Here is a 21993-nt window from a genome sequence, read left to right on the forward strand (position 1 = left end):
ACACCTCGGACTGGATGGTATGTTTAAACCAATCTCACTGTATATAGGGTTGAGATATACTCGCGCTCGGCGTAGCAATCACTTTATTTCTTTTATCGCTCTCGTATCCATGATCGGTCTGACCCTTGGGGTCGCTGTACTGATTACAGTTTTATCTGTTATGAATGGTTTTGACCGTGAGCTAAAAAACCGTGTCTTAGGTATGGTACCCCAAGCTACTGTTTCCTCAACACAAATATTAACAGACTGGCCCGTACTTGCAAAGAAAATTGAACAGCATGAACATGTCGCTGGCGTTGCTCCTTTTACCCAATTACAGGGGATGTTGACAGCACAAGGCACTGTTGCGGGGATTATGGTCACGGGGATTGAGCCTAAATACGAAAAGAATGTTTCAATTATTCAGCAACACATGGTTGAAGGAAGCATTGATAAGCTACAAAAAGGTGAATACGGCATCGTTTTGGGTAAGCAAATGACGGATGGATTGGGTTTAAGACTCAATGACAGCGTCACGTTGGTTTTGCCTGAAGCAACACCATCACCTGCAGGTGTTGTACCCCGATTTAAACGATTTAAAATTGTTGGTATTTTTAGTATTGGTGCAGAAGTTGATTCAAGTTTAGGTTATATCGCACTCAATGATGCTTCTACATTACTTCGACTACCTGATGGTGCACAAGGCATTCGAATGAAATTGGATGACATTTTCCTTGCACCACAAATTTCCAATGAAATTGTTCGTGACTTAAATCAATCGGGTCGTGGCAATTTTTATGCCTCTGATTGGACGTATACCCACGGTAATCTGTTTAGTGCTATTCAGATGGAAAAAACCATGGTTGCATTGTTACTCGTGCTGATTGTGATTGTTGCTGCATTTAATATCGTATCTTCACTAGTGATGGTCGTCACAGATAAGAAGGCTGATATTGCAATTTTGCGTACCCTTGGTGCTTCACCGAAAACCATTACTCAAATTTTTATGGTGCAAGGTACTGTAATTGGAGTGGTCGGTACAATCATGGGAACAATTTTGGGCATTACACTTGCATTAACAGTCAGTGATTTGGTCGGATGGGTGAGTACGGCATTTGGTCTGCATTTATTTGATGCCTATTTTATTAACTATTTACCCTCGTATTTGAAATGGCAAGATGTTGTGAAAATTGTCGTATTATCACTTGGCTTAAGCTTTATTGCGACCATTTACCCTGCATACCGTGCTGCGAAAATTCAACCTGCTGAGGCATTACGTTATGAGTAAATTGGTGCTTGAGGCAAAAGATATTTATAAATCCTTCAATGAAGGTAAAAACAATGTCGATGTGATTAAAGGTTTATCGCTTGCTATTGAACAAGGTGAATTTGTTTCAATTGTTGGTTCATCAGGTTCAGGTAAAAGTACGCTATTGCATATTTTGGGTGGACTCGATTTACCTACTCAGGGCAGCATTTTGTTGAATGGCAGACGCTTTGATCAATTGGGCGAAGCTGAGCGAGGTTTTCTACGAAATCAACATTTAGGTTTTGTTTATCAATTCCATCATTTATTGCCTGAGTTTACGGCACTTGAAAATGTGGCAATGCCGTTGATGTTGCGTAAAGATATGATCTTTAAAGAAGCCAAACAAAGAGCAGAATATTTGCTTGAACGTGTTGGTTTAAGTCATCGTCTGACTCATCAACCTGGTGAGTTATCAGGTGGTGAACGACAACGTGTGGCTTTGGCTCGTGCTTTGGTGACTCGCCCACAATTGATGCTTGCTGATGAACCAACAGGAAATTTAGACCGTAATACAGCAGTAGGTATTTTTGAATTACTTGCCGATTTACGTAAAGAACTCAATATGGCAATGTTGATTGTGACGCATGATGAACAACTTGCTAAACAAGCCGATCGAGTTTTGCATATGCAAGATGGTTTATGGGTCTAATCAACTATATTCTTGGTCAATAATCCGATAGCGAACCTTGTTAGAGCTCATGTAAATGGGCTTTAATAGTTTTATAAGAATAAAAATTGAAGATCATTATGTCTTTTTTACTGCTTTTGTTAGGGTGGATTGTCGGAATTTTGACAATAGGCAATATTTTTCCTAGCACTTTTCAATCGACTGTTTCTTTTGTTGCTGCTGTGGCTTTTTTCTTGAGTGGCATTGGTTTATTACTGCCTTTTTTTAAAGCCAAAATGAGTTACTCTCCAATTTATCGCAGTATTTTTGGGATATTACTTAGCTTAAGTGGTTTTTTTGCGGGGCATTTTTATGCTAATACTCAATTAGATCAGCGGCTTGCTAAACGAGTCATGCACATTGAACAAGTTGATGCCATTGTCTATATTTCACAGATCAGTCAGTGGGTATTGGATGATCCTTCAGGTGCGAAAATTCGTCAAAAAGCCGTTGTGCTCAATCAAGCACACTCACCGATGTTATGGACACTCAATATTAAGGAAGAATTACCATATGCCAATATGTTGCCGGGGCACTATTATCAGGTCAGTGGTAAAGTTCGACCTGCACATAGTTATGCGGTTCCCGGTGTATTTGATGCTGAAAAATGGATGCTACAAGACAATGTGATGGCAACGTTGCAGGTTAAAACAATTCAACCCGTCACAGCAAATGAAGTATCCAATCTTGGCTATAATTTTCAGCAGTTTATAGAAAAGCAAGCGAGCTGGAATGCACGCTTAAAACTTGCGGTTGAGCAAAAGCGCTTTGATTTTCGTGACTATTTATCTCGGCAACCTTTTCAGCAAAAAGGCTTATTGCTTGCCTTGCTGACAGGTGATGAAAGTCTACTATCCAAAGAAACACAACAAATGTTTAAACGCTTGGGGATATCGCACTTATTGGCGATTTCAGGACCGCATGTGTTGATTTTTGCCGTACTTTTTTGTTTTGTAATCAATTTATTGATTAAGCGTTTTAAACCTCAGATTTATCTGAAAATCCCACGACCCTATTTAATGCTTTTACCCTTTGTACTGTGTGTTTGGTTATACACGGCTTTTGTTGGTTTTGAGATCCCGGCACTGCGCACATTATTGACCGTAATATTGATCAGCACCATTATTTTATTGCAACAACGTATGCGAGCATCGAGTATTTTAGTCTTAAGTGCGGCTTTATTATTACTCTTTGACCCATTTAGTATTTTATCCGCTGCATTTTGGCTTTCTTATGGCGCATGTTTTATTCTAATTCGGGTTTATCAAACCATTCAGCAAAAAAGCGAGGCTGCAACTGAACATGAACAGGTTCAAACTTGGCGTGATAAAACTGTTTTGTGGCTAAAAGTACTGGTTGAATCGCAATGGAAAATTTTTATTGCGTTATTTCCTTTAGTGATTCTTATTTTTCAGCAAGTGTCATGGGCTGCACCTTTTGCAAATTTAATTGCTATTCCAATCATTGGTGCGTTGATTGTTCCCATTGAGGTGATAGGTGCATTTTTATGGCTACTGTTTGAACCATTAGGTATGTTATTTTTTCAGCTTGCAGATGCCTGCTTAAGACTATTGCTGTGGATGTTGGGGTGTTTAGACAGTTTAATGGCATCGAGCTTACATTGGTTTGCCATGACACCGATGCTGATTTTTATGCTTTCACTTTCAGTGCTGATGATTTTTTTACCACGTGGCGTGATCCCAAAGGGTTGGGCTGTGCTATGTGTCGTACCAATACTGTTGGGGGTGAAACATGATGATGCATTTCGCTTAAATATCTTGGATGTTGGTCAGGGGCAAGCCATTTATTTACACATGCCTAAGCATAATATGTTGATTGATACTGGTGGAAATTATGATGAAAGTAAGTTCAGTGTTGGACAGCAAATTATTATTCCGTATTTGATGCAACAAGGCGTTAAACATTTGGACAGTGTTTTATTGACACATTTAGATCAAGATCATAGTGGTGCATTTAGCCGTGTCGCAGAAGAAATAAAAATAGATCAGGTTGTTTCCAATCAAAAAGATCAACGCTTTGATGGCTATCCTTTTGAATATTGCCATGCAGGGCAGGTCTGGCAATATGGTCAGGTGAAAATAGAAGTATTGTCGCCACAATCTGCCGATTTAAACCAAGTTGCCAATAATCAAAATGAATTGTCATGCGTTCTATATATTCAAGCACTACAAGTTGGAAAAGGATATAAGAGTTTTTTACTCATGGGAGATGCAGGATGGGAAGCGGAGTATCAAATTTTACAACGCTATCCGCATTTGAATGTCGATGTTTTAGTTTTGGGACATCATGGTAGTCAGTACAGTTCATCCTTTGCATTTTTAAAACAGTTTCATCCTAAACTTGTGATTGCATCGGCAGGCTTTGGTAATCGCTATCATCATCCTAGTCCAATTACACTCGCTCGTTTACAGGCACTTAAAATTCCACTACTCACAACTATTGATCAGGGGACAATTCAGTTCCAGTTAGACCATAACCATGAGATGCAAATACGTGAATTTAGGTCAGAAAAGACGTGGCTTAGACGTTGAAAATACACGATACACAAATTGATTTTAAAATTGAAAAAATAGATAAGCAGAATAATCTATTCTGCAGAATCTATCTCTAAAGTATTTTGCTGATTCATCAAATTTTCTGTACGGATTTTCTCAATCAGTTGCATTGCCTCTTTATGTGGCAAATTATATAAACGTCTTAATTCAGGATGTGCTTTGAAACGTTTATAACTCCAATGATAATGCTCAGGATAGCGTTCAATAAGATGTTCTAGTGTTTGATGAATCACGTGTGTGCCATGTTCAGCAGAACCTTGGTAAATATCTTCAGAAATAGGTTCAATGAATAAATCAAACTGATCAGAATCCTCACAGCGGATGGCATAGAGTAAGACCGTTCGTGCTTTGGTTTTTTGAATCAACTTAGCACTTAGACTGCTTGAAGCAAGAGGAATACCAAAATAGTCAACCATATCGCCACCAACATGTGGGGTATGGTCAGGGAGAATAACAGTTGTACCGCCTTGCTTTAAAGCTTTAAAAATTTGACGAACACCTGATTCATCCGTGGGAACCAAATGGGCTTGTTCACGACTACGTGCAGCTTTGACAAATGCATCGGCATCTTCATTCTTAATAGGTTTATACATAATGGTCATTTGGGTGTATTGAGCAACCCATGCATTCATAATTTCCCATGTGCCAAAATGTGGAACAATTAACACCAAGCCTTTGCCTTGAGCTAAAGCTTCATGAAAATAAGATTCCCCCTGAATTTTTCGAATACGTGAGATATTTTTTGTACTTGAACTGCCCCAAATAGCAAAAAATTCAAAGTAGGACTGTAATTCGTTACGAATTGCAGCTTGAGTAATGTATTCACGCTGTTGGCGGTTGTATTGAGGAAGGCAAATTTCAATGTTGAGCCGAATCGTTTTTGAGGTTTTTGTCGAATGAACAATATTGACGAAGCCTGCCAACATACGTGCAAAAAGACGTGAGAAACGAATTGAACGCTGACCTAAAAAATGAAGAAGGCGGGTCGTAGTTGAATTTGTTTTATGAGTCATATTCTTTCGGTAAGTTGTACTTATATTAAAGACTAGCGTAATTTGAAAATAATTATAAGTTAATTTTGGCAGATTAGACAGATTATGCACATTCGTTGTATATAATGTTGTCTTAAAATTTTTATCTGGATTGAGTCTATGTCCGATTGGCCACCGAAACCACAAAATGACAATATAAATCAGCCCCAAACATCAGGGCAGCAAACAAGCGGGCAAGAATGGCAAATTCTAGAAAAAGTCGTGCTTGCATCTGTGGAAGAACAGCGTCGCAGTCGTAAATGGGGAATTGTTTTTAAAGGATTAACTTTCCTTTATATCTTTATCGTGCTTGGTATGATGATGAAGAGTTGTTATTTTTCAGGCGGTGAAGACGGTCTGAGTACAAGTGATACACATCTTGGTGTGGTTAATATTGTCGGTACAATTGAGTCAAGTAGTCAGGGTGTCAACAGTGAAGATACCATTAAATCACTAAAAAAAGCCTTTGCGACTACAAGCAGTAAAGCCGTGGTGTTGAATATTAACTCACCGGGCGGTTCGCCTGTGCAGTCCGATGATATTTGGCAAGAAATTCGTTACCAAAAACAACAGCATCCTGAAAAGAAAGTCTATGCTGTAGTTGGTGATATGGGGGCGTCAGGTGCTTATTATATTGCTTCGGCAGCCGATGAAATCTGGGTCAATCCTTCAAGCTTGATTGGTTCAATTGGTGTGATTATGCCGAACTATGGTGTCAGTGGCTTAGCACAAAAGTTGGGTGTTGAAGATCGTACGATGACATCAGGCAATAATAAAGACATTCTTAGTATGACTAAGCCTGTCAATCCTGAGCAAAAAGCACATATTCAAGCTTTATTGGACAACGTTCATAGTCACTTTATTCAAGCTGTGAAAGATGGGCGTGGTACAAAATTGAAATCAAAAGATCCTGCTATTTTTTCAGGGCTATTTTGGACAGGTGAGCAAGCGATTGAACTGGGTATTGCTGATAAAAAGGGTAATATCGAAACATTAAAACGTGAGCTGAAAATCAATAAAACGGTTAACTATACAATTGAACATAGCCCATTTGATAGTGTACTTGGTCGTATGGGGGCTCAAGTGGGGCAAGGGATTGGTGAGGCTGTTGGACAAACTGTTGGTTTGAATCAGAATGATGTGAAAATGCAGTAAAGCTATTGCGGGAGCAAAAACTTCCGCAATTTTTTTTGCTTTAATATTTGAGTGATCTATGTGTTCAATGAAGACTGTAATGTAAAAAGATGGATGAAGAGATTAAAAATATGAGTCATAAGCCTTTAATTCATTTTGCACATGCCAATGGTGTGCCTGCACTTGTTTACAGTAAATTATTTGATTTATTGAAAGAACAATATGATGTGATTTATACACCAATTATTGGTTCTGATCATCGTTATCCAATTACAAACGGTTGGACGTGTTTGGCAGATCAAGTGATTGATAGTATTGTACAGCAAGCTCAGGGTCGTAAAGTTATTGCACTTGGTCATTCTTTAGGGGCTGTTTTGTCTTTGTTGGCTTCTAATAAAAGACCTGAACTATTTGAACAGGTTATTTTACTCGACCCTCCATTGATTGTGGGCAAAGCCTCATTTGTAATGATGTTGATGAAATATTTGCACCCCAAAATGTTAGATAAAATTACTCCTGCAGGTTTAAGTGCTAAACGCCGTGATCATTGGGATTCACATGAGCAAGCGGCTGAATTATTGCGTCCAAAAGGTTTTTATCAATTGTTTGATGAAACCTGTTTTCAAGACTATATCAAATATGCACTAACGGAAGATCCTAGGCGAGGTGGGGTTGAATTGACCATTTCACGTGATGATGAAGTTAAAATTTTTAGAACCAATTCGACTCTATATTGGCTTCTAATGCCAAAGCCTAAAGTCCCAACGATTTTGGTTTCTGGAAAAGACAGTCCTTTTATTAAGCAGAAATTGCCTCAGGTAATCAAAAAGAAACTTGGTATTCCTTATGTAGTAATGCAAGGAGGACATATGTTTCCTTTAGAGTATCCGATTGAAACGGTTGAATTGGTTAAAGCATTAATTCAAAATAAATGATTATTTAAGGATATGTTGAATGAGTTTATTCAATAATTTAAAAATAAATAATGATATTTTTTCAGGGATTTTTCCATTTTTGCCTCAACAGATAATTGTTACTGAATTTGATTTAGAAAATGATATCTGTTTCGCTGAAACAAATAGAGTTAGAAAGCTAGTGAGTTTTGCAGCGAATGTGTTGTGATTTATGAAAAATTCTAATGGATAAAAATTGGTTCTGATGTAGCGTTCTTTCCCGCAAGGAGCTTCTCAAAAAGCTTTTCAAATGTCGTTTTTTTAGTTCCGAAATTTGTCAGAATTGCCTAAAAAAGAATTAAATGTATTTATAAGACTTTTTTATTTGGAAATAACTGTACAAAAACCCTGATTAAAAATCAGGGTTTTATGCAATTTACTTTAGCTTAAGCACTTTTTTCAACTGAAATATTCAAAGGTGCTACTTCTGGTCGAGGAAGGCTACGCTGCCATGCAGAACCATAACGGGTATATTGTGGTGGAACTACAATTTCTGTTTTCAAATCATCCGCTGCTGTACGTGCCCAGAACGGGTCTTTTAACATTTCTCGTCCAACAAGAACAATATCTGCACGCCCATTTTGTAAAATTTCTTCTGCTTGACGACCTGTTTCAATAAGACCTACAGCACCTGTCATAATCTTGAGTTCTTTACGTAACAATTCAGCAGCAGGTACTTGATAATTCGGGTAAGTATTGACTGGAACCATCGCAATACCGCCTGATGAACAATCAATAAGATCAATATCCTGTTCTTTCATCCATTGTGCATAAACTAGAAAATCTTCTAATGTATTACCACCTTTAACATAATCGGTTGAAGAAATTCGTAAGAATAATGGACCATCCCATTCACAACGCACAGCATCAATCACTTCTCGAACGATACGATAGCGATTTTCATGACTCCCACCATACAGATCAGTACGTTTATTTGCGAGTGGCGATAAAAACTCATTGAGCAAATAACCATGCGCACAGTGAATTTCGATGACATCAAAGCCAGCTTTTTTTGCTCTCGCTGCGCCTAAACGAAACGCTTCAACTACTTCCTGAATTTGTTCAATATTCATTTCTTGTGGAACACGTGATTCAGCCGTAAAAGGAATGGCAGAAGGTGCAATAGAGGGTAAATCAATTCCTAGTTGACGACCCGCATGACCGAGTTGAGCACCTGCTTTCGCACCAAAACGTTGAATTACTTCAATCACGCGACTTAAACCTTCGACATGATGATCATCCCAAATACCAATATCACCCGGACCGATTGGACCATTGGGTAATACGGAAGCAGTTTCCAGCATGATCAGACCTGCACCACCTAAAGCACGTGCACCATAGTGAACAATGTGAAAGTCAGTGATGTAGCCATCTACTGTTGCTGAGTGCATGCACATTGGAGACATTGCAATTCTGTTTTTAAATACAGTATTTCGGATGGTAATGGGGTGAAATAAAAGAGCTGACATTGTTTTCCTAATAGAGTTTGTATTTGACTGCAATAATGGTACATACTAATAAAAATTGTTTATACGCTAAAAATATTCCACTACTTACCAAAAGGTAACCATAAATTATTATGACCAAACTTCGTAACTACGATTCTGCACCCGGATGCTCAATGGAAGCTGCTTTACATATCCTTGGCGGGAAATGGAAAGGGGTTATTCTATTTCATCTTTTTAAAGATGGAACTTTACGCTTTAGTGAACTACAGCGTCATTTGGTCAGTATTAATCAAAGATTGCTTACTAAACAATTACGTGAGTTAGAAGAAGATGGTTTGGTGATTCGGAAGGTGTATCCAGTTGTCCCGCCAAAAGTGGAATACTCACTAAGTGAAGAGGGGAAAGAATTGCATCACTTGATTTTGGAGCTAAGTCTTTGGGGAAGAAAATGGCTTGAGCGAAGAGGGTTAAAAACTGCAATTGATGAAGATTTAGATGCATTAAAAATTTGATTTAAAGACTTAAAAAGCAAAGTTTATAGATATTTTGCTTTGTATAACTGCTTTATAAACTCTTAAAAAATTCTAAAACTAATAGAATGCACCGTATAGGAAATAAGCTATATTCGTTTAATTATTTCAATAAGTTATAATTTATAAAACCGCTTGGTTTAAATAAATGGGCTGTTTTAAGTGACATTTCATTATTCAACCTATTCCATAAAAAACGCATCCTAAGATGCGTTTTTATTGATAATAGAATCTTAAAACTGACAAAACTGAATAGGTTTATCGAGTTTTTGACCTTTGTAGTGAACGTCACCATTGTCTAAATGCTGAATCGTACCATTACAAATCCATTCAATGGCTTGAGGATAAATTAAATGCTCAAGTACATGAATGCGATTACTGAGAGTTTCTTCAGTATCATGTAAGCCCACTTTTAACACACCTTGTGTTAAAGCCTGACCTGCATCGAGTTCAGTAGTTACATAATGTACAGTACAACCATGCAACACATCGCCAGTATTTAACACACGTTGATGGGTATGCATACCTTTGTAATTTGGTAAGAGAGAAGGGTGAATATTCACCATTTTACCTTGCCAAGATTGTACAAATGAAGCACTTAAAATACGCATGAAACCTGCAAGAATCACTAAATCAATATCCCAATCAAGCAATTGTTGATGCATTACAGCATCAAATGATTCACGATTTGGATATTTTTTATGCTCAATAATTGCAGTGGCAATACCTGCCTGCTTCGCACGTTTTAAAGCATAGGCTTCAGGCTTATTGGAAATAACACCGACAATTTTCCCTGAAAGATTGGCATCAATCAGGGCTTGTAGGTTACTTCCACTGCCTGAAACGAGGACAGCAATTTTAATCATTTTCTTGACTTAGGCTTATGCAAAAATCACACGGATTTTTTCATCAGCACCTTCAACAGATTCAGCATTGTCAACAATGTGACCCATTGCCCATGCTTTTTCGCCAAGTGTTGTTAAAAGTTCAACAGTTTTATCAGCTTCAGTTGCATCCACAACAAGAACCATGCCTACGCCACAGTTAAATGTGCGATACATTTCGAACTGTTCAACACCACCTTCTTTTTGAAGAAGTTGGAATAATGTTGGCCATTCCCAAGAAGATTCATTGACAATTGCTTGAGCGCCATTTGGCAGTACACGAGGTAAGTTACCTGGTAAACCGCCACCTGTGATGTGCGCCATTGCATGAACATCTACATGTTTAAGCAACTCAAGAATAGATTTTACATAAATGCGAGTAGGTTCCATTGCAACATCTGCAAGTGGGCGACCATCAACGATTTGTGTAAGGTCGACGTTTTTCACGTCTAGAATTTTGCGAAGTAAAGAGTAGCCATTTGAGTGTGCGCCTGAAGAAGCTACACCAATCAATACGTCACCTGATTTTACTTTAGTACCATCAATAATTTTGCTTTGCTCAACGACACCTACGCAGAAACCTGCAAGATCGTAGTCTTCGCCTTCATACATACCTGGCATTTCAGCAGTTTCACCACCGACCAATGCACAACCTGCAAGTTCACAACCCGCACCAATTCCTGTTACGACATTGGCAGCAACATCGACATTTAGGTGACCTGTTGCATAGTAGTCTAAGAAGAATAATGGTTCAGCACCACATACAAGTAGATCATTTACACACATTGCAACCAAGTCTTGACCAATTGTGTCATGACGGTTTAAGTTAAGTGCTAAACGTAATTTTGTACCGACACCATCTGTACCAGATACAAGAACAGGTTCTTCATAACCTTTTGGGATTTTACACAGTGCGCCAAAGCCGCCTAGGCCGCCCATTACTTCAGGACGTTTTGTGCGTTTAGCGACTGATTTGATTCGATCGACTAATGCGTCGCCCGCTTCAATGTCGACACCTGCGTCTTTATAGCTTAAACCAGTGTTTGGGGTAGAAGATGAGTTGCTCATATTTGAAGTCTCCGCATTGGCGCGGAGATTATACCCGAATATACGAAACTCTTATGTTATTTATGCACTAAAATGCTATCTTTATTTAAATATTTTACTTTCTATAATGATTAAATCTGAAAAAGGCGTGATTAGATGCACGATCGGACTTTAAAACGAATTTTCATCCTTGCAGGCATTGCTCTGTTGCTTTGGGTTTTATATTTATTGAAACCTGTTGTTGTACCTTTTGTTGCTGCATTTTTAATTGCTTATTTATTTAGTCCAATTGTAGAAAAACTAGATCGTTTTCTACCACGTTGGTTGGCGATTTCGACTGTATTTATAGGTATTGGTGTTGTGATCACTTGGGCGATGTGGTTCCTTGTTCCCTTGGTTTGGAAACAGCTTATGTATGCCCGCGACAGTATTCCCGCAGGTATTCATTGGGTGAACTCAACGCTTTTACCTTGGGTATCCCAAACATTTAATGTTGAACACATGGAAATTGATACTGATCAGATGTCTAAGGTCATTATGGATTATGTGCAAACCAACTATAGTGTTGACAGCGTCCAATCTCTTGCACTCAAAATTGCCCAATCAGGTCTAAGCTTTATTCAACTTGGCGGCATAGTGGTGCTTATTCCTGTGATTGCCTTCTATTTTATGTTGGATTGGAACCGCATGTTGCAAAGCATGAAAGGACTCATCCCACGTCAATATAAACAAAGTACATTAAAAATTGTCAGTGAATGTCACAGTGTTTTAGGTGCATTTGTAAAAGGACAATTTTTAGTGATGATTCTCCTCGGTATTATCTATGCCGTGGGTTTGCAACTGATTGGACTTGAAGTTGGTTTAATTATTGGTATGGTTGCAGGATTATGTAGCATTATTCCTTATTTAGGTTTTGGTGTTGGAATCGTTGCTGCTGTGATTGCATGTTTTTTCCAATTTGGTATGGATCCAAAACATCTATTGATGGTGTTGGCTGTATTTGGGGTTGGACAACTTGTTGAAGGTTATATTTTACAACCATTTTTATTGGGCGATAAAATTGGCTTATCTCCAGTTGCCGTGGTCTTTGCTGTACTTGCAGGTGCACAGCTAGGTGGTTTTGTTGGAATGCTTATTGCACTTCCAGTTGCCGCTGTCATTGTTGTACTACTCAAGCATGTTCGTGAGTATTATGAAAAAACGCCATTTTTTCAGTCTGAACCGACAACAGTCACTTTGCATAACCAAGGGACGAGTGAATTGATTTCGGTACAAAGTGAACAGCTTGACCTTGATATTGAAATTAAAAACACGCAAGATACAGATGAAAAGGTAAAAACAAATCAAGATCCACTTTAAGGAATGAAATAAATATATGCGTCAATTGCAGTTGGATATAGAGCCTCAACTGGATGCTAGAATTAGTGATTTTTCTGGACCCGGATGGGGACCTGTAATTGATGCAATCCGCCAGCTTCATACAGGATTAATGGATCGGTTCTATATATATGGGGGTGCAGGTACAGGAAAGAGCCATTTACTTTCTGCAATTTGTGATTCCTATTTGGAAATAGGAAAAACGGCAATAAAAGTTTCATTGCTTGAATTACTTGATGCTCCTATTGAAGCAATTACTTCACTTGAACGCTATGATTTAGTCGCATTAGATGATATTGAGGCTATTAGTGGTGTGCCACATTGGCAAAAAGCAGTTTTTCATTTAATTAATAATAATAATGAAGGTGGTGGTCAATTAGTCTTCTCATCACGTGTAGCACCTATCGAATTAAAACTTGAATTACCCGATTTACAATCTCGATTAACCCAAGCAGTAAGTGTAAAAGTGCCAGCTGGTCATTCACATGCAGATCGTCAAGCACTCTTAAATTCAGTATTGGTTCGTAGGGGTGTACATTTTGACCCACAGATAACGGAATATTTGCTATTACATGGACCACATCAAACCAGTACACTGTTGCAATCGGTTGATCGTTTAGAAAAATTACTTAAGGGTGAAAAGACAAGACTGTCAAATGCAACCTTAAAACAAATCTATGCCTTGATTGATGAATACAGACAGTAATTAAAAATTCTTGAGAATTTTATTGAGCTGTGACAAAGTACGCGAAAAGGATTAAAGCCTGTTTTTTGGGCTGCGACGCAAATAATTAAAATAAACCAAGGAGACGATAATGCTCAAACGGGGCATAAGCTTAGGATTATTGTGTATTACAGGGCATGCTTATAGTGCAAATATTACGGTCAATACAACAGAAGATGTTGTAAAGGCGGATGCACAATGTTCTTTACGTGAAGCAATTACATATATCAATCAGGGGATGCCTGAGGCGGGATATAATGGTTGCGGTGGTAAAGATGCATCAAGCATCATTGAATTGGTCGGAAAGTCAGAATATAAAATCAATAGTCAATTGACGATTTCTAAGCCTCTCTTAATTAAATCTGTCTATGAAAATGCAGCTATAGATTCACTTTTAGGTAAAAATAATGCTGTTATTAAAATGGCAGGTAAAGATCGTATTTTTTTGATTGACCGTACGCTCGCACCAAATTTCGATCAAGTGACAGATAAAGACAGTCTAATTACAGCTTCATTGAATGAAATTACTTTAAATGGTTGTGATCAGGACAGTTGTGCAGATCAAGGCGGCTTGATTTTTAACAAAGAAAATATATTGCTGCAATATGCTCAGTTATTGAATGGTAAGGCACGACAAGGTGGTGCAATTTATAACGCAGGTGCATACACGGAAAGTAAGCCATTAAGTAGCGTTGGAGTCACAAACTCATTACTTCGCGGCAATACTGCAAATCAAGGTGGTGTGATCTATAGTGTCATGCCACAGTTTATTGTAACGAATTCAGTAGTTCGTGATAATGAAGTAACGAATGCAGATGGAAGCCTTTTTGAAAGTGAACAGGCTTTTGATGAAAAGACGAGTAATAACATTGGCACGACCTCAGGGCGTGGCATGATTAATACAACTATGTTTAGTAATAAAGGCTATACCATCAAAGTCATGGATGGAATGATGGTCAATAACATTACGATGGTCATGAACACGAAAGGCTTAATTATAAATGCACCATTTAAAAATGCTTACGTAGTAAATAGTATTTTGGCTAAAAATGGTACAGAAGATTGTCGTGTTATTGCGGGTGCTGAAGCCAATAAAATTAGTAATAACCTTTACTCAGTGGGCTGTGCAGGCAGTGCATCACAACTGATTGGCACGGCAAATTTAATTGCTGGCACGAGTGTCGAAGGTAAGTGTGATGTCAATTCAGATGGCTTACTGTGTCCTTTTGCTGAGTCAGACAAAACGATTTTAGGTTATTTTAGACCGCGCTTATTGACTAACTACACAACATTAGCGGATTCATTGATTGTCAATAAAGGACCTCAAACGGGTAGTGATTTGATGTCTTGTATTACTGCCGATCAACGTGGTTTATCAAGACCAGGTAGTGTTGAGCTATGTGATCGTGGTGCAATAGAGCTTGTAGTCGATAAAACAACAACTACGAGTGTTGGTAAAGATATCTTTTATGGTGAGATAGCGAAATTTACGCTAGCAGATCAATTGCAAGATGGAGACTTAATTACACCTGCACAATGTAAAGTCATTATGGGGAGTGAGCTCGATCCACAAGGTAAAACATGGTTGCCTGGTTGTCTTAAAGTTGTACAAACGAATACACCATCAAAAGGAGCTCTCAGCATAACGCAGGAAGGTGACATCACTTATGTGCCTAATGGAAATTGGCATGGTGCAGATGAATTTAATATTTTAGTGGTAACGACTACAACACGTTTCAATGATTCTAGAAATCCTTATATTGAAGTACCTGCGAAAGTCGTTCAGGATCCGCCGAATACTTTTGAAGATAAAAAAGTAAAAACATCAGGTGGAAGTACAGGTATTTTTGCACTACTTGGATTAATCGGTTTGGTTGGTTTCCGTAGGTTTAAGAAATAGTAGGAATTCAGGATGAAAAACTATAAAAAAGGAATACTCGCACTCGCAATTTTATCAACGATGTCACTGATGGCAGCTGAAGATAAAACCATTTACGTCACAACTTTTGATGATGAAGATGGGGAAAATGTTGAAAAATGCTCTTTACGAGAGGCAGTAACGGCTGCTTCTACGCATAAAGCATATGGAGGTTGTCCTGTTGGGCAAGTTGATGCTTCAATGACCAATGTCATTCAACTTGACGAGGGTGAGTATAAGCTGACACGTGAATTACAACCCAATTCATCGCTTTCAATTTTAGGTAAATTACCTGCTAATTATCGTAAAGCGGATGTATTAACAAATACATTTCCTGCAATAACTGCACTTAAAACCACGATTAGTGGACAAGGGAAGTCACGTATTTTTAATACGACAAATTTAAAAAAACCTGCTTTGAATTTAACCAATATAATTTTAAAAGATGGCTATTCTTCAGATACAGGTGGTGCTTTATATTTGGGAAGTACATCAGTACTAACTAACGTACAGATTTTAAATTCAAAAGCAAAATCTGGTGGTGCAATTTTTCTCAATGATATTGACACGGGTTTAACAATTAATCGTGGAATTATTCAGGGTAATGACGCAACCGAAGGTAGTGTCTTGGCAATGACGTGTAATGATAACCTTGTATATACAAATCGAACGATTAATATAACGGGTGTTAGTATTTTGGGGAATGGCTCAAGTAGTAGTTTAAGTACGATGACTTTCTGTGGTCAGCCAACAGCTATATTTACCGCAAATACAATTACCAATAACATTGCAAATGCACAGTCAGGTCGAATTTTTCAATTTAGCTCAAAAACACCTGAAAAAGCTATTAATCTAAGTCCGAGTGCATCTTTGGCTTTAGTGAATAATACCATTGTTAAAAATAATGCGTTTTCTACGTTATTGTATAATTCACGGGGTATTAAGTCAGTACAATACAATATTCTTGCTTTTAATGAGGGTGGTAAATCTTGTCGTTATGCAGATGGTGATGTTACAGAAGTGAAAGGGAGTAACTTCCTTAATATTTATAATGCTATAAAACTTGCAAGTGATAATGATCAATGTGAAACAGCCAAAGAACTTCTTACAGATGAAGTTAAAAAGACTTTGGTTGATGTAAGTGATGTTAACCCAGATACTGTGCTCAGTACGCTACAGACACCTACAGAATATACAGCGTTTATGCCGATGTATTTTCTTAAAAATTTAAATACAGACAAAGATCTTGTCGATATTGGTTCTACAGGATGTGCTGGAACAGATCAGCGTGGTATGACACGTATTTTAAATCGAGATACGACTGATACGAGTTGTGATCTTGGTTCTACAGAAATTCTAAGTTTAACAGCAACGGATTTGGCAACAATAAATACATCTGTTGTACCTATTATAAATAACTACCAAAAAGAATATGATACGTTTAAAGGCTTAATTGATAATAAAGAGACGAACCCTGAATATTTACCGTATTATAATATTATGATGAATAATTATAATACTTTACTTAATAATACCAAGTCAGATCAAAAATATAGAACCTTATTTATAGACCCATTTGCACTTAATTTACCTGATGAGGCTGTTCGTGCTGATGGAGGGCGCGAGATCAAGCATTTAACGACAGAAAATTATGATGTTACAGTTGAAAGTTTAGGCACAGGAAAATTGGATGAGAAAAAACAGTTTGTTGGACGAATTGATCCTGCCTTGCGCTGTGAATGGAATAAGGAACTGAAACAGGTTCTGATGTATCGTACAGATGATTTCATTACTGCAACAGGTGATAATGAGTTCTGTAAATATACTTTGACAATGAAAGGATCTAATCCTGTGAAGAGTTCAAGTGCCTACATCGTTGCGAATTTTATTAACATTGCACCAATTGCAAAAGATGCGAACTTTAACATTCAACATGGTACAGATCAAAAAATTGATATTAATTTACTCGATCAAACGAATGATGATGGGGATGGCCTAGTCAGTCAGTTGTCGAATAACCCCAATAAATCACGTTATTATTTAAATGCAGCAGGTCAAGATTTGGCAATTCGCATTTCAAGTTTGCCTGATCCTGTGGCGGTTACTGCTGAACGTAGTGGTCCATGTCCAGGTAATGATAAAAAATTAACCTGTTTAGGTGGGAAAATTACCGTACAAATCAAAAATACATTAGATCCATTTGACTATAAATTTAACTATATGGTTTATGATGCTGATGGTTTGGTTTCAAATACAGCAACGGTCACATTGAGTAATTCAGCATCTACACCAAGCGCACGTAGCGGTGGTGGTGCAACGGGTATATTAGGTCTGTTAGGGTTATTTAGTTTGATTGGTTTGCGCCGTTTTTACAGCCTAAAAAAGTCAAGAGTTAATTTTTTCCATAACTGATTTAAATAGTTATTGGGAGTTAAAGAAAGCCAATGATTTCGATCATTGGCTTTTTTATAAATTGATTTTAAGTCGGGGAAATAGAATTGTAGTGATTTTGCACAAAAGCATGTTTTTATTTGCAATTTGTTGATTTGAGCCTTATATAAAAATAATATAAATTCGTATATTGAATAAGCATTACTATGACCGCTTTGATTCCACTTGATCAGATAAATATTGATCCGGATCATCTCTTATATATTAAACGCCATCATCTTGTTCCATTACTTGATGATCAAATGCGCCTTAATCATTTTGCCGATCAAATTGTGCAAGCACAAGCTGTTGTTTTAAATGGTATTGACCCAAAGTTAAATCAGCAATTGGGGCAGGTTATTGGTCAAATTGTTACTCAATTGAACAATTCAACAAAGGTAATGAAAAATAAAAAATTTAACGTGCTACAAAAATGGTTAGGCATTGATCTTGAGTTTGGTTCAGCAAAAATTAAATATATGCAGGATCTTGATCTGTTGGTGAAGGAAGCGGGTGTTTTGTCACAACGATTACAATTGGAAATTCAGAAATCACAGACTAAGTTTTTGCAAGCCACAGGTTATCGGGAACAAATGGCAGGATATATTGTGGCTGCTTCAGAATTTTTAGATGAATATCCACAATTTATCAAAACAAGACATCCACTTGATAATTTTGCTGAGCGATTATCTAAAAAAATTAATACTTTGCAGACTTTACAGGCGAGCAATGATATTGCAATGTCGCAAATGATATTGACACAACAATTGTCTATGAGCCTACTTGACCGTTTTAAAGAGGCAGAGCAGGTACTGATTCCTGCATGGCAATATCATGTGCAACAAAGCCAGCAACATCAACAATATTCTCAGACTCAACTTGATAAAAGTCGAGAAAAGTTGATTCAAACACTGCAAGATTCTTTGGATCGAGCGACATCAAAAACTTAAGTACATCATTAAAATATAATTAGGGGGCGAAAAAATGTCAGATCAAAAGCAGAATCTTCCTGTTGAGCAGTCAATGGAACTACAACAAAGATTTGAACAACTCAGCCTTAGAGAAATGGGGTTGCAGGAAACAGATTATGCCGATGTCATGACTGCACGCAAAGAGCTTGCAGATATGAATCCGACAGCAGTTGCAGAATACGGTAAGGGGATTGCGACACGGACATCTGTATATACCGATGAGTTGTTGGGCATGGTGAAAAATAAAGACCTTGATGCTACAGGGCAAAAACTCAATGAAGTTGTACAGGTTGCGCAACAATTAAATACGTCAAGCATTTTAAATAAATCGAAGAATAGTGGTTTTTTAGGTGGTTTACTTAATAAATTTAAAGGTGCAAAGCAAAGTTTTGACCAGAATTTTAATAGTACCAAAGAGCAGATTGATACTTTAGTAAAAGAAATTGAAAGTTCGCAAAATGGTTTAAAAACGCGTGTTGGTACACTCGATAAAATGTTTGATGGTGTACAAGATGAGTATAAACAACTCGGAATTTATGCTGCTGCGGGTAAATTGAAACAGCAGGAAATTCAACAGGAAATTACGGCATTAACGGCTCAAGAGCAAGATCAGCAGACAGGGCAAAAAATTTATGACCTAAATCACTTAGCCAATAATTTGGAAAAACGAGTGAGTGATTTATTGATTCTACAACAATCTGCGATGCAAACATTGCCGATGATTCGCATTATTCAATCTAACAATTTAATGCTGGTTGATAAATTTTATGCGATTAAAAACATTACTTTACCTGCTTGGAAAAACCAAATTAGTTTGGCAATTTCACTGCAAGAACAGAAAAATAGTGTTCAACTTGCCAATACGATTGATGATGCGACCAATGAATTATTAAAACGTAATGCAGATTTACTGCATCAAAATTCTGTTGATACAGCAAGAGCCAATCAGCGTTCAGTCATTGATATAGAAACGCTTGAACATGTACAGAACAGCTTAATTAAAACAGTTAATGATGTAATTCAGATTCAGAAAGAAGGCATGCAAAAACGAGATGAAGCCGCAGTGCGAATTAAAGCATTACAAGGTAATTTACAACAATTGGTTTTAGATAATGTTTCAGGTAAATCTTGAATATAAGTCTATAATTTTAATTATGTTTTTGAGGAGTATAAAATAAGTTGGCTGATTATCAGACACTGAAAAATAAGCATGATCCTGTTCAAATACAACAAATTGAAACAGGTTTACATGTTTTACAACGCCGTCGCAATCATATCATGGTCATGGCGATTGTGAGTTGTACAGCCCTAATTTTCAGTGCAATATCGCTTTATGTACAACAAGATTTTATTTATCAATGGTTTGGAGTAAGTGAACAGATTCGGCAATTACATATTCCATTTGCTGTTGATGGTGACTTAAAAGCGTTTTTACATCAGCCTGATTATGTTTGGAATTTACTTTCATGGTTTGGTTGGCTTTTTTTGAAAATGGTGGTGTCCTTTATTGGCGCATTTATCTCTATTTCATTTTTAAAAAGAATCAAATTTTTCCGCATTCGTTTTCAGTCATTCATACTGAAATTTATTGGGTGGCTCATCGCTTTTATTGTGCTATGGTCAGGTTTAACGTATGTACAGTATGACTTGCGTGATGATGAAGATAACCAAGTTCAAAAAATGATTGAATATAAAGATAATATTCAGCAAAGCCAGCTATATGATTACTTGCAAAAAACTGAAACTAAACCAACCGTACAGGCATATTTATTGGCTCAAACAGCACTGATGCATGGAAAATCTGATCGAGATGTCGCATTGGCATATAATACACAGTTGGTTCAAGCAGAACGCACAGATCCGCATTTTTTAGAATATGGTTTTAAGGCGGAACAGCTTTGGGCGATTCAGCACCAACTTTATGGTAAGTCTGAAACCCCTATAGCAAAGTCGATTGATGCTGTGGTGAATCGTGCACAAGTTTGGTCAGATCGAGTAAAATCTATTTTGATCGTAATCACAACAATTTTTGCTGTATTGAGCGTGATTCTTTACTTTTTAAGCCAACGATTAGCAGCTCGGATACAGCGTATTGGTGAACAAATGAAGAATTCGTTATAAGTCAGTCTTAAATAATATAATCATTTTTAATCAAAAAATATTATTAAAAGCGAGGAAAATAAATATATCTCCTCGCTTTTTTAGTCATTAAACAACGAGTATTTTAAGCTGTTGCAACAAGCAATTTTTTTAAATCGAGCGTTGAGAAACTTTCATCTTGAATTTGCCCATCCACAATATAATAGGGTGTTGGATGCTTACCGAGACTTTGCACATATTGAGTAATTTCTGCTTGTTTATCGGCTATTTCTTGGTGCTGAATTGAGCGTAAAATTTTAGTACCATCTAAGCCCATACCTTCAATAATACTTCTCATAACTTCAGGGTTGGAAATATCCTTACCATGTGAAAAAACCGCATGGAAAATAGCTTGTGTCAGTGCAAATTTGTCAAAATTATTATTCAGTGCGAGAATTGCTTGGTGTGCTAAGCGACTGTTTGGCATGCGTTTCATATGCTCAACATCAACCGTTAAGTCTTCACTATAAGCTGCAAACTTTGCCATATCTAGTTTACGATTGGCTTCTTTAGAACCATATCTTTCAGTTAAATATTGGTAAATATTTAAACCTTCTTCAGGAATTTCAGGAAGGACTTGTACAGGGAGGAGCTCAATTTTATTTGCTGTTGCTTGATCCCAATGTTTTTTTAACTTTTCAAAAGCAACGTAACTCATGGGATAAACAATATCAAATACAAATTCAATTTTCATATCGGTCTCATCCGTTTTATTTCATTATATGTTGACTAAATAGATAGCAATGATTATTGAATCATTACATTGATTTCAGCACCGCTTTCTTAATTTTTTCTTAAAGCTATGTAAGATTATGTGTGCAGTGTTGAGTTGTTTGTGTAGTTCTAGGATGGTTATATTTGGCTTTTAAGTTTTTT

At 37.2% G+C, this 21993-nt stretch carries 19 protein-coding genes; 14 read left to right on the top strand and 5 right to left on the bottom strand.

The features are described from left to right. Nucleotides 1-19: 19 nt before the first annotated feature. The 3 genes from FW754_RS08490 (at nucleotide 20) to FW754_RS08500 (ending at nucleotide 4507) form a co-directional block, all read left to right on the top strand. Nucleotides 20-1267, top strand: a complete 1248-nt coding sequence (locus tag FW754_RS08490) for a lipoprotein-releasing ABC transporter permease subunit (RefSeq protein WP_446324381.1) — start codon at nucleotides 20-22, stop codon at nucleotides 1265-1267. Continuing rightward, nucleotides 1260-1937, top strand: coding sequence for a lipoprotein-releasing ABC transporter ATP-binding protein LolD (gene lolD / locus FW754_RS08495; protein ID WP_446324382.1), 678 nt, complete (start codon nucleotides 1260-1262; stop codon nucleotides 1935-1937). The genes FW754_RS08490 and lolD overlap by 8 nt, the downstream gene beginning before the upstream one ends. A 98-nt stretch (nucleotides 1938-2035) precedes the next feature. Beyond that, complete coding sequence (locus FW754_RS08500; RefSeq protein WP_446324383.1) at nucleotides 2036-4507, top strand: DNA internalization-related competence protein ComEC/Rec2; 2472 nt, start codon at nucleotides 2036-2038, stop codon at nucleotides 4505-4507. Between the two features lie 56 nt (nucleotides 4508-4563). Here the strand turns inward: FW754_RS08500 and FW754_RS08505 are convergent, their stop codons facing one another. Further along, nucleotides 4564-5544 carry a lysophospholipid acyltransferase family protein gene (locus FW754_RS08505; protein WP_419347989.1) on the bottom strand — a complete coding sequence of 327 codons (981 nt, stop codon included), beginning with the start codon at nucleotides 5542-5544 and terminating at the stop codon, nucleotides 4564-4566. Nucleotides 5545-5682: 138 nt separating this feature from the next. Between FW754_RS08505 and sppA the strand changes: the two genes are divergently transcribed. The 3 genes from sppA (at nucleotide 5683) to FW754_RS08520 (ending at nucleotide 7818) form a co-directional block, all read left to right on the top strand. Further along, nucleotides 5683-6717, top strand: coding sequence for a signal peptide peptidase SppA (sppA, locus tag FW754_RS08510; protein WP_446324384.1), 1035 nt, complete (start codon nucleotides 5683-5685; stop codon nucleotides 6715-6717). Between the two features lie 110 nt (nucleotides 6718-6827). Continuing rightward, nucleotides 6828-7631: an alpha/beta fold hydrolase gene (locus tag FW754_RS08515; protein WP_446324385.1), complete on the top strand. Its 804-nt coding sequence runs from the start codon at nucleotides 6828-6830 to the stop codon at nucleotides 7629-7631. Nucleotides 7632-7650: 19 nt separating this feature from the next. Further along, on the top strand, nucleotides 7651-7818 hold the full coding sequence (locus tag FW754_RS08520) for a hypothetical protein (RefSeq protein WP_446324386.1): 168 nt from the start codon (nucleotides 7651-7653) through the stop codon (nucleotides 7816-7818). Nucleotides 7819-8035: 217 nt separating this feature from the next. Here the strand turns inward: FW754_RS08520 and namA are convergent, their stop codons facing one another. Beyond that, on the bottom strand, nucleotides 8036-9118 hold the full coding sequence (namA, locus tag FW754_RS08525) for an NADPH dehydrogenase NamA (RefSeq protein WP_446324387.1): 1083 nt from the start codon (nucleotides 9116-9118) through the stop codon (nucleotides 8036-8038). Between the two features lie 110 nt (nucleotides 9119-9228). On the opposite strand from namA, the gene FW754_RS08530 reads away from it, so the two are divergent. Further along, a complete protein-coding gene (locus tag FW754_RS08530) occupies nucleotides 9229-9609 on the top strand; it encodes a winged helix-turn-helix transcriptional regulator (RefSeq protein WP_446324388.1) in 381 nt (126 codons plus the stop codon). A gap of 251 nt (nucleotides 9610-9860) precedes the next feature. Here FW754_RS08530 and purN read toward each other — a convergent pair whose 3' ends face one another. After that, nucleotides 9861-10493, bottom strand: a complete 633-nt coding sequence (purN, locus tag FW754_RS08535; protein WP_446324389.1) for a phosphoribosylglycinamide formyltransferase — start codon at nucleotides 10491-10493, stop codon at nucleotides 9861-9863. A 15-nt stretch (nucleotides 10494-10508) separates the two neighbouring features. Continuing rightward, nucleotides 10509-11579 carry a phosphoribosylformylglycinamidine cyclo-ligase gene (gene purM / locus FW754_RS08540; protein ID WP_419348006.1) on the bottom strand — a complete coding sequence of 357 codons (1071 nt, stop codon included), beginning with the start codon at nucleotides 11577-11579 and terminating at the stop codon, nucleotides 10509-10511. A gap of 135 nt (nucleotides 11580-11714) precedes the next feature. Between purM and cxpE the strand changes: the two genes are divergently transcribed. The 7 genes from cxpE to FW754_RS08575 all read left to right on the top strand — a co-directional run bounded on the left by cxpE (nucleotide 11715) and on the right by FW754_RS08575 (nucleotide 21099). Then, nucleotides 11715-12917 (top strand): chloramphenicol efflux transporter CxpE, encoded by a 1203-nt coding sequence (cxpE, locus tag FW754_RS08545; RefSeq protein ID WP_446324390.1) that lies wholly within the window; start codon nucleotides 11715-11717, stop codon nucleotides 12915-12917. A gap of 16 nt (nucleotides 12918-12933) precedes the next feature. Further along, nucleotides 12934-13641, top strand: a complete 708-nt coding sequence (gene hda, locus FW754_RS08550) for a DnaA regulatory inactivator Hda (protein ID WP_409511069.1) — start codon at nucleotides 12934-12936, stop codon at nucleotides 13639-13641. Between the two features lie 109 nt (nucleotides 13642-13750). Further along, a complete protein-coding gene (gene rbtA, locus FW754_RS08555) occupies nucleotides 13751-15559 on the top strand; it encodes a rhombotarget A (protein WP_446324391.1) in 1809 nt (602 codons plus the stop codon). Between the two features lie 12 nt (nucleotides 15560-15571). Then, entirely contained in the window at nucleotides 15572-17989 is a 2418-nt protein-coding gene (locus FW754_RS08560) for a CSLREA domain-containing protein (RefSeq protein ID WP_446324392.1), read from the top strand. Between the two features lie 185 nt (nucleotides 17990-18174). Further along, entirely contained in the window at nucleotides 18175-18957 is a 783-nt protein-coding gene (locus FW754_RS08565; protein ID WP_409511072.1) for a tellurium resistance protein, read from the top strand. A gap of 34 nt (nucleotides 18958-18991) precedes the next feature. Beyond that, entirely contained in the window at nucleotides 18992-20110 is a 1119-nt protein-coding gene (locus FW754_RS08570; RefSeq protein ID WP_419348018.1) for a toxic anion resistance protein, read from the top strand. A 47-nt stretch (nucleotides 20111-20157) separates the two neighbouring features. Then, a complete protein-coding gene (locus FW754_RS08575; RefSeq protein WP_446324393.1) occupies nucleotides 20158-21099 on the top strand; it encodes a hypothetical protein in 942 nt (313 codons plus the stop codon). 103 nt (nucleotides 21100-21202) lie between these two features. On the opposite strand, the gene FW754_RS08580 is transcribed toward FW754_RS08575, so the two are convergent. Further along, nucleotides 21203-21811: a DsbA family protein gene (locus tag FW754_RS08580; RefSeq protein WP_446324394.1), complete on the bottom strand. Its 609-nt coding sequence runs from the start codon at nucleotides 21809-21811 to the stop codon at nucleotides 21203-21205. Nucleotides 21812-21993 lie beyond the last annotated feature (182 nt).

It is taken from the genome of Acinetobacter sp. 1207_04, from assembly GCF_052850415.1.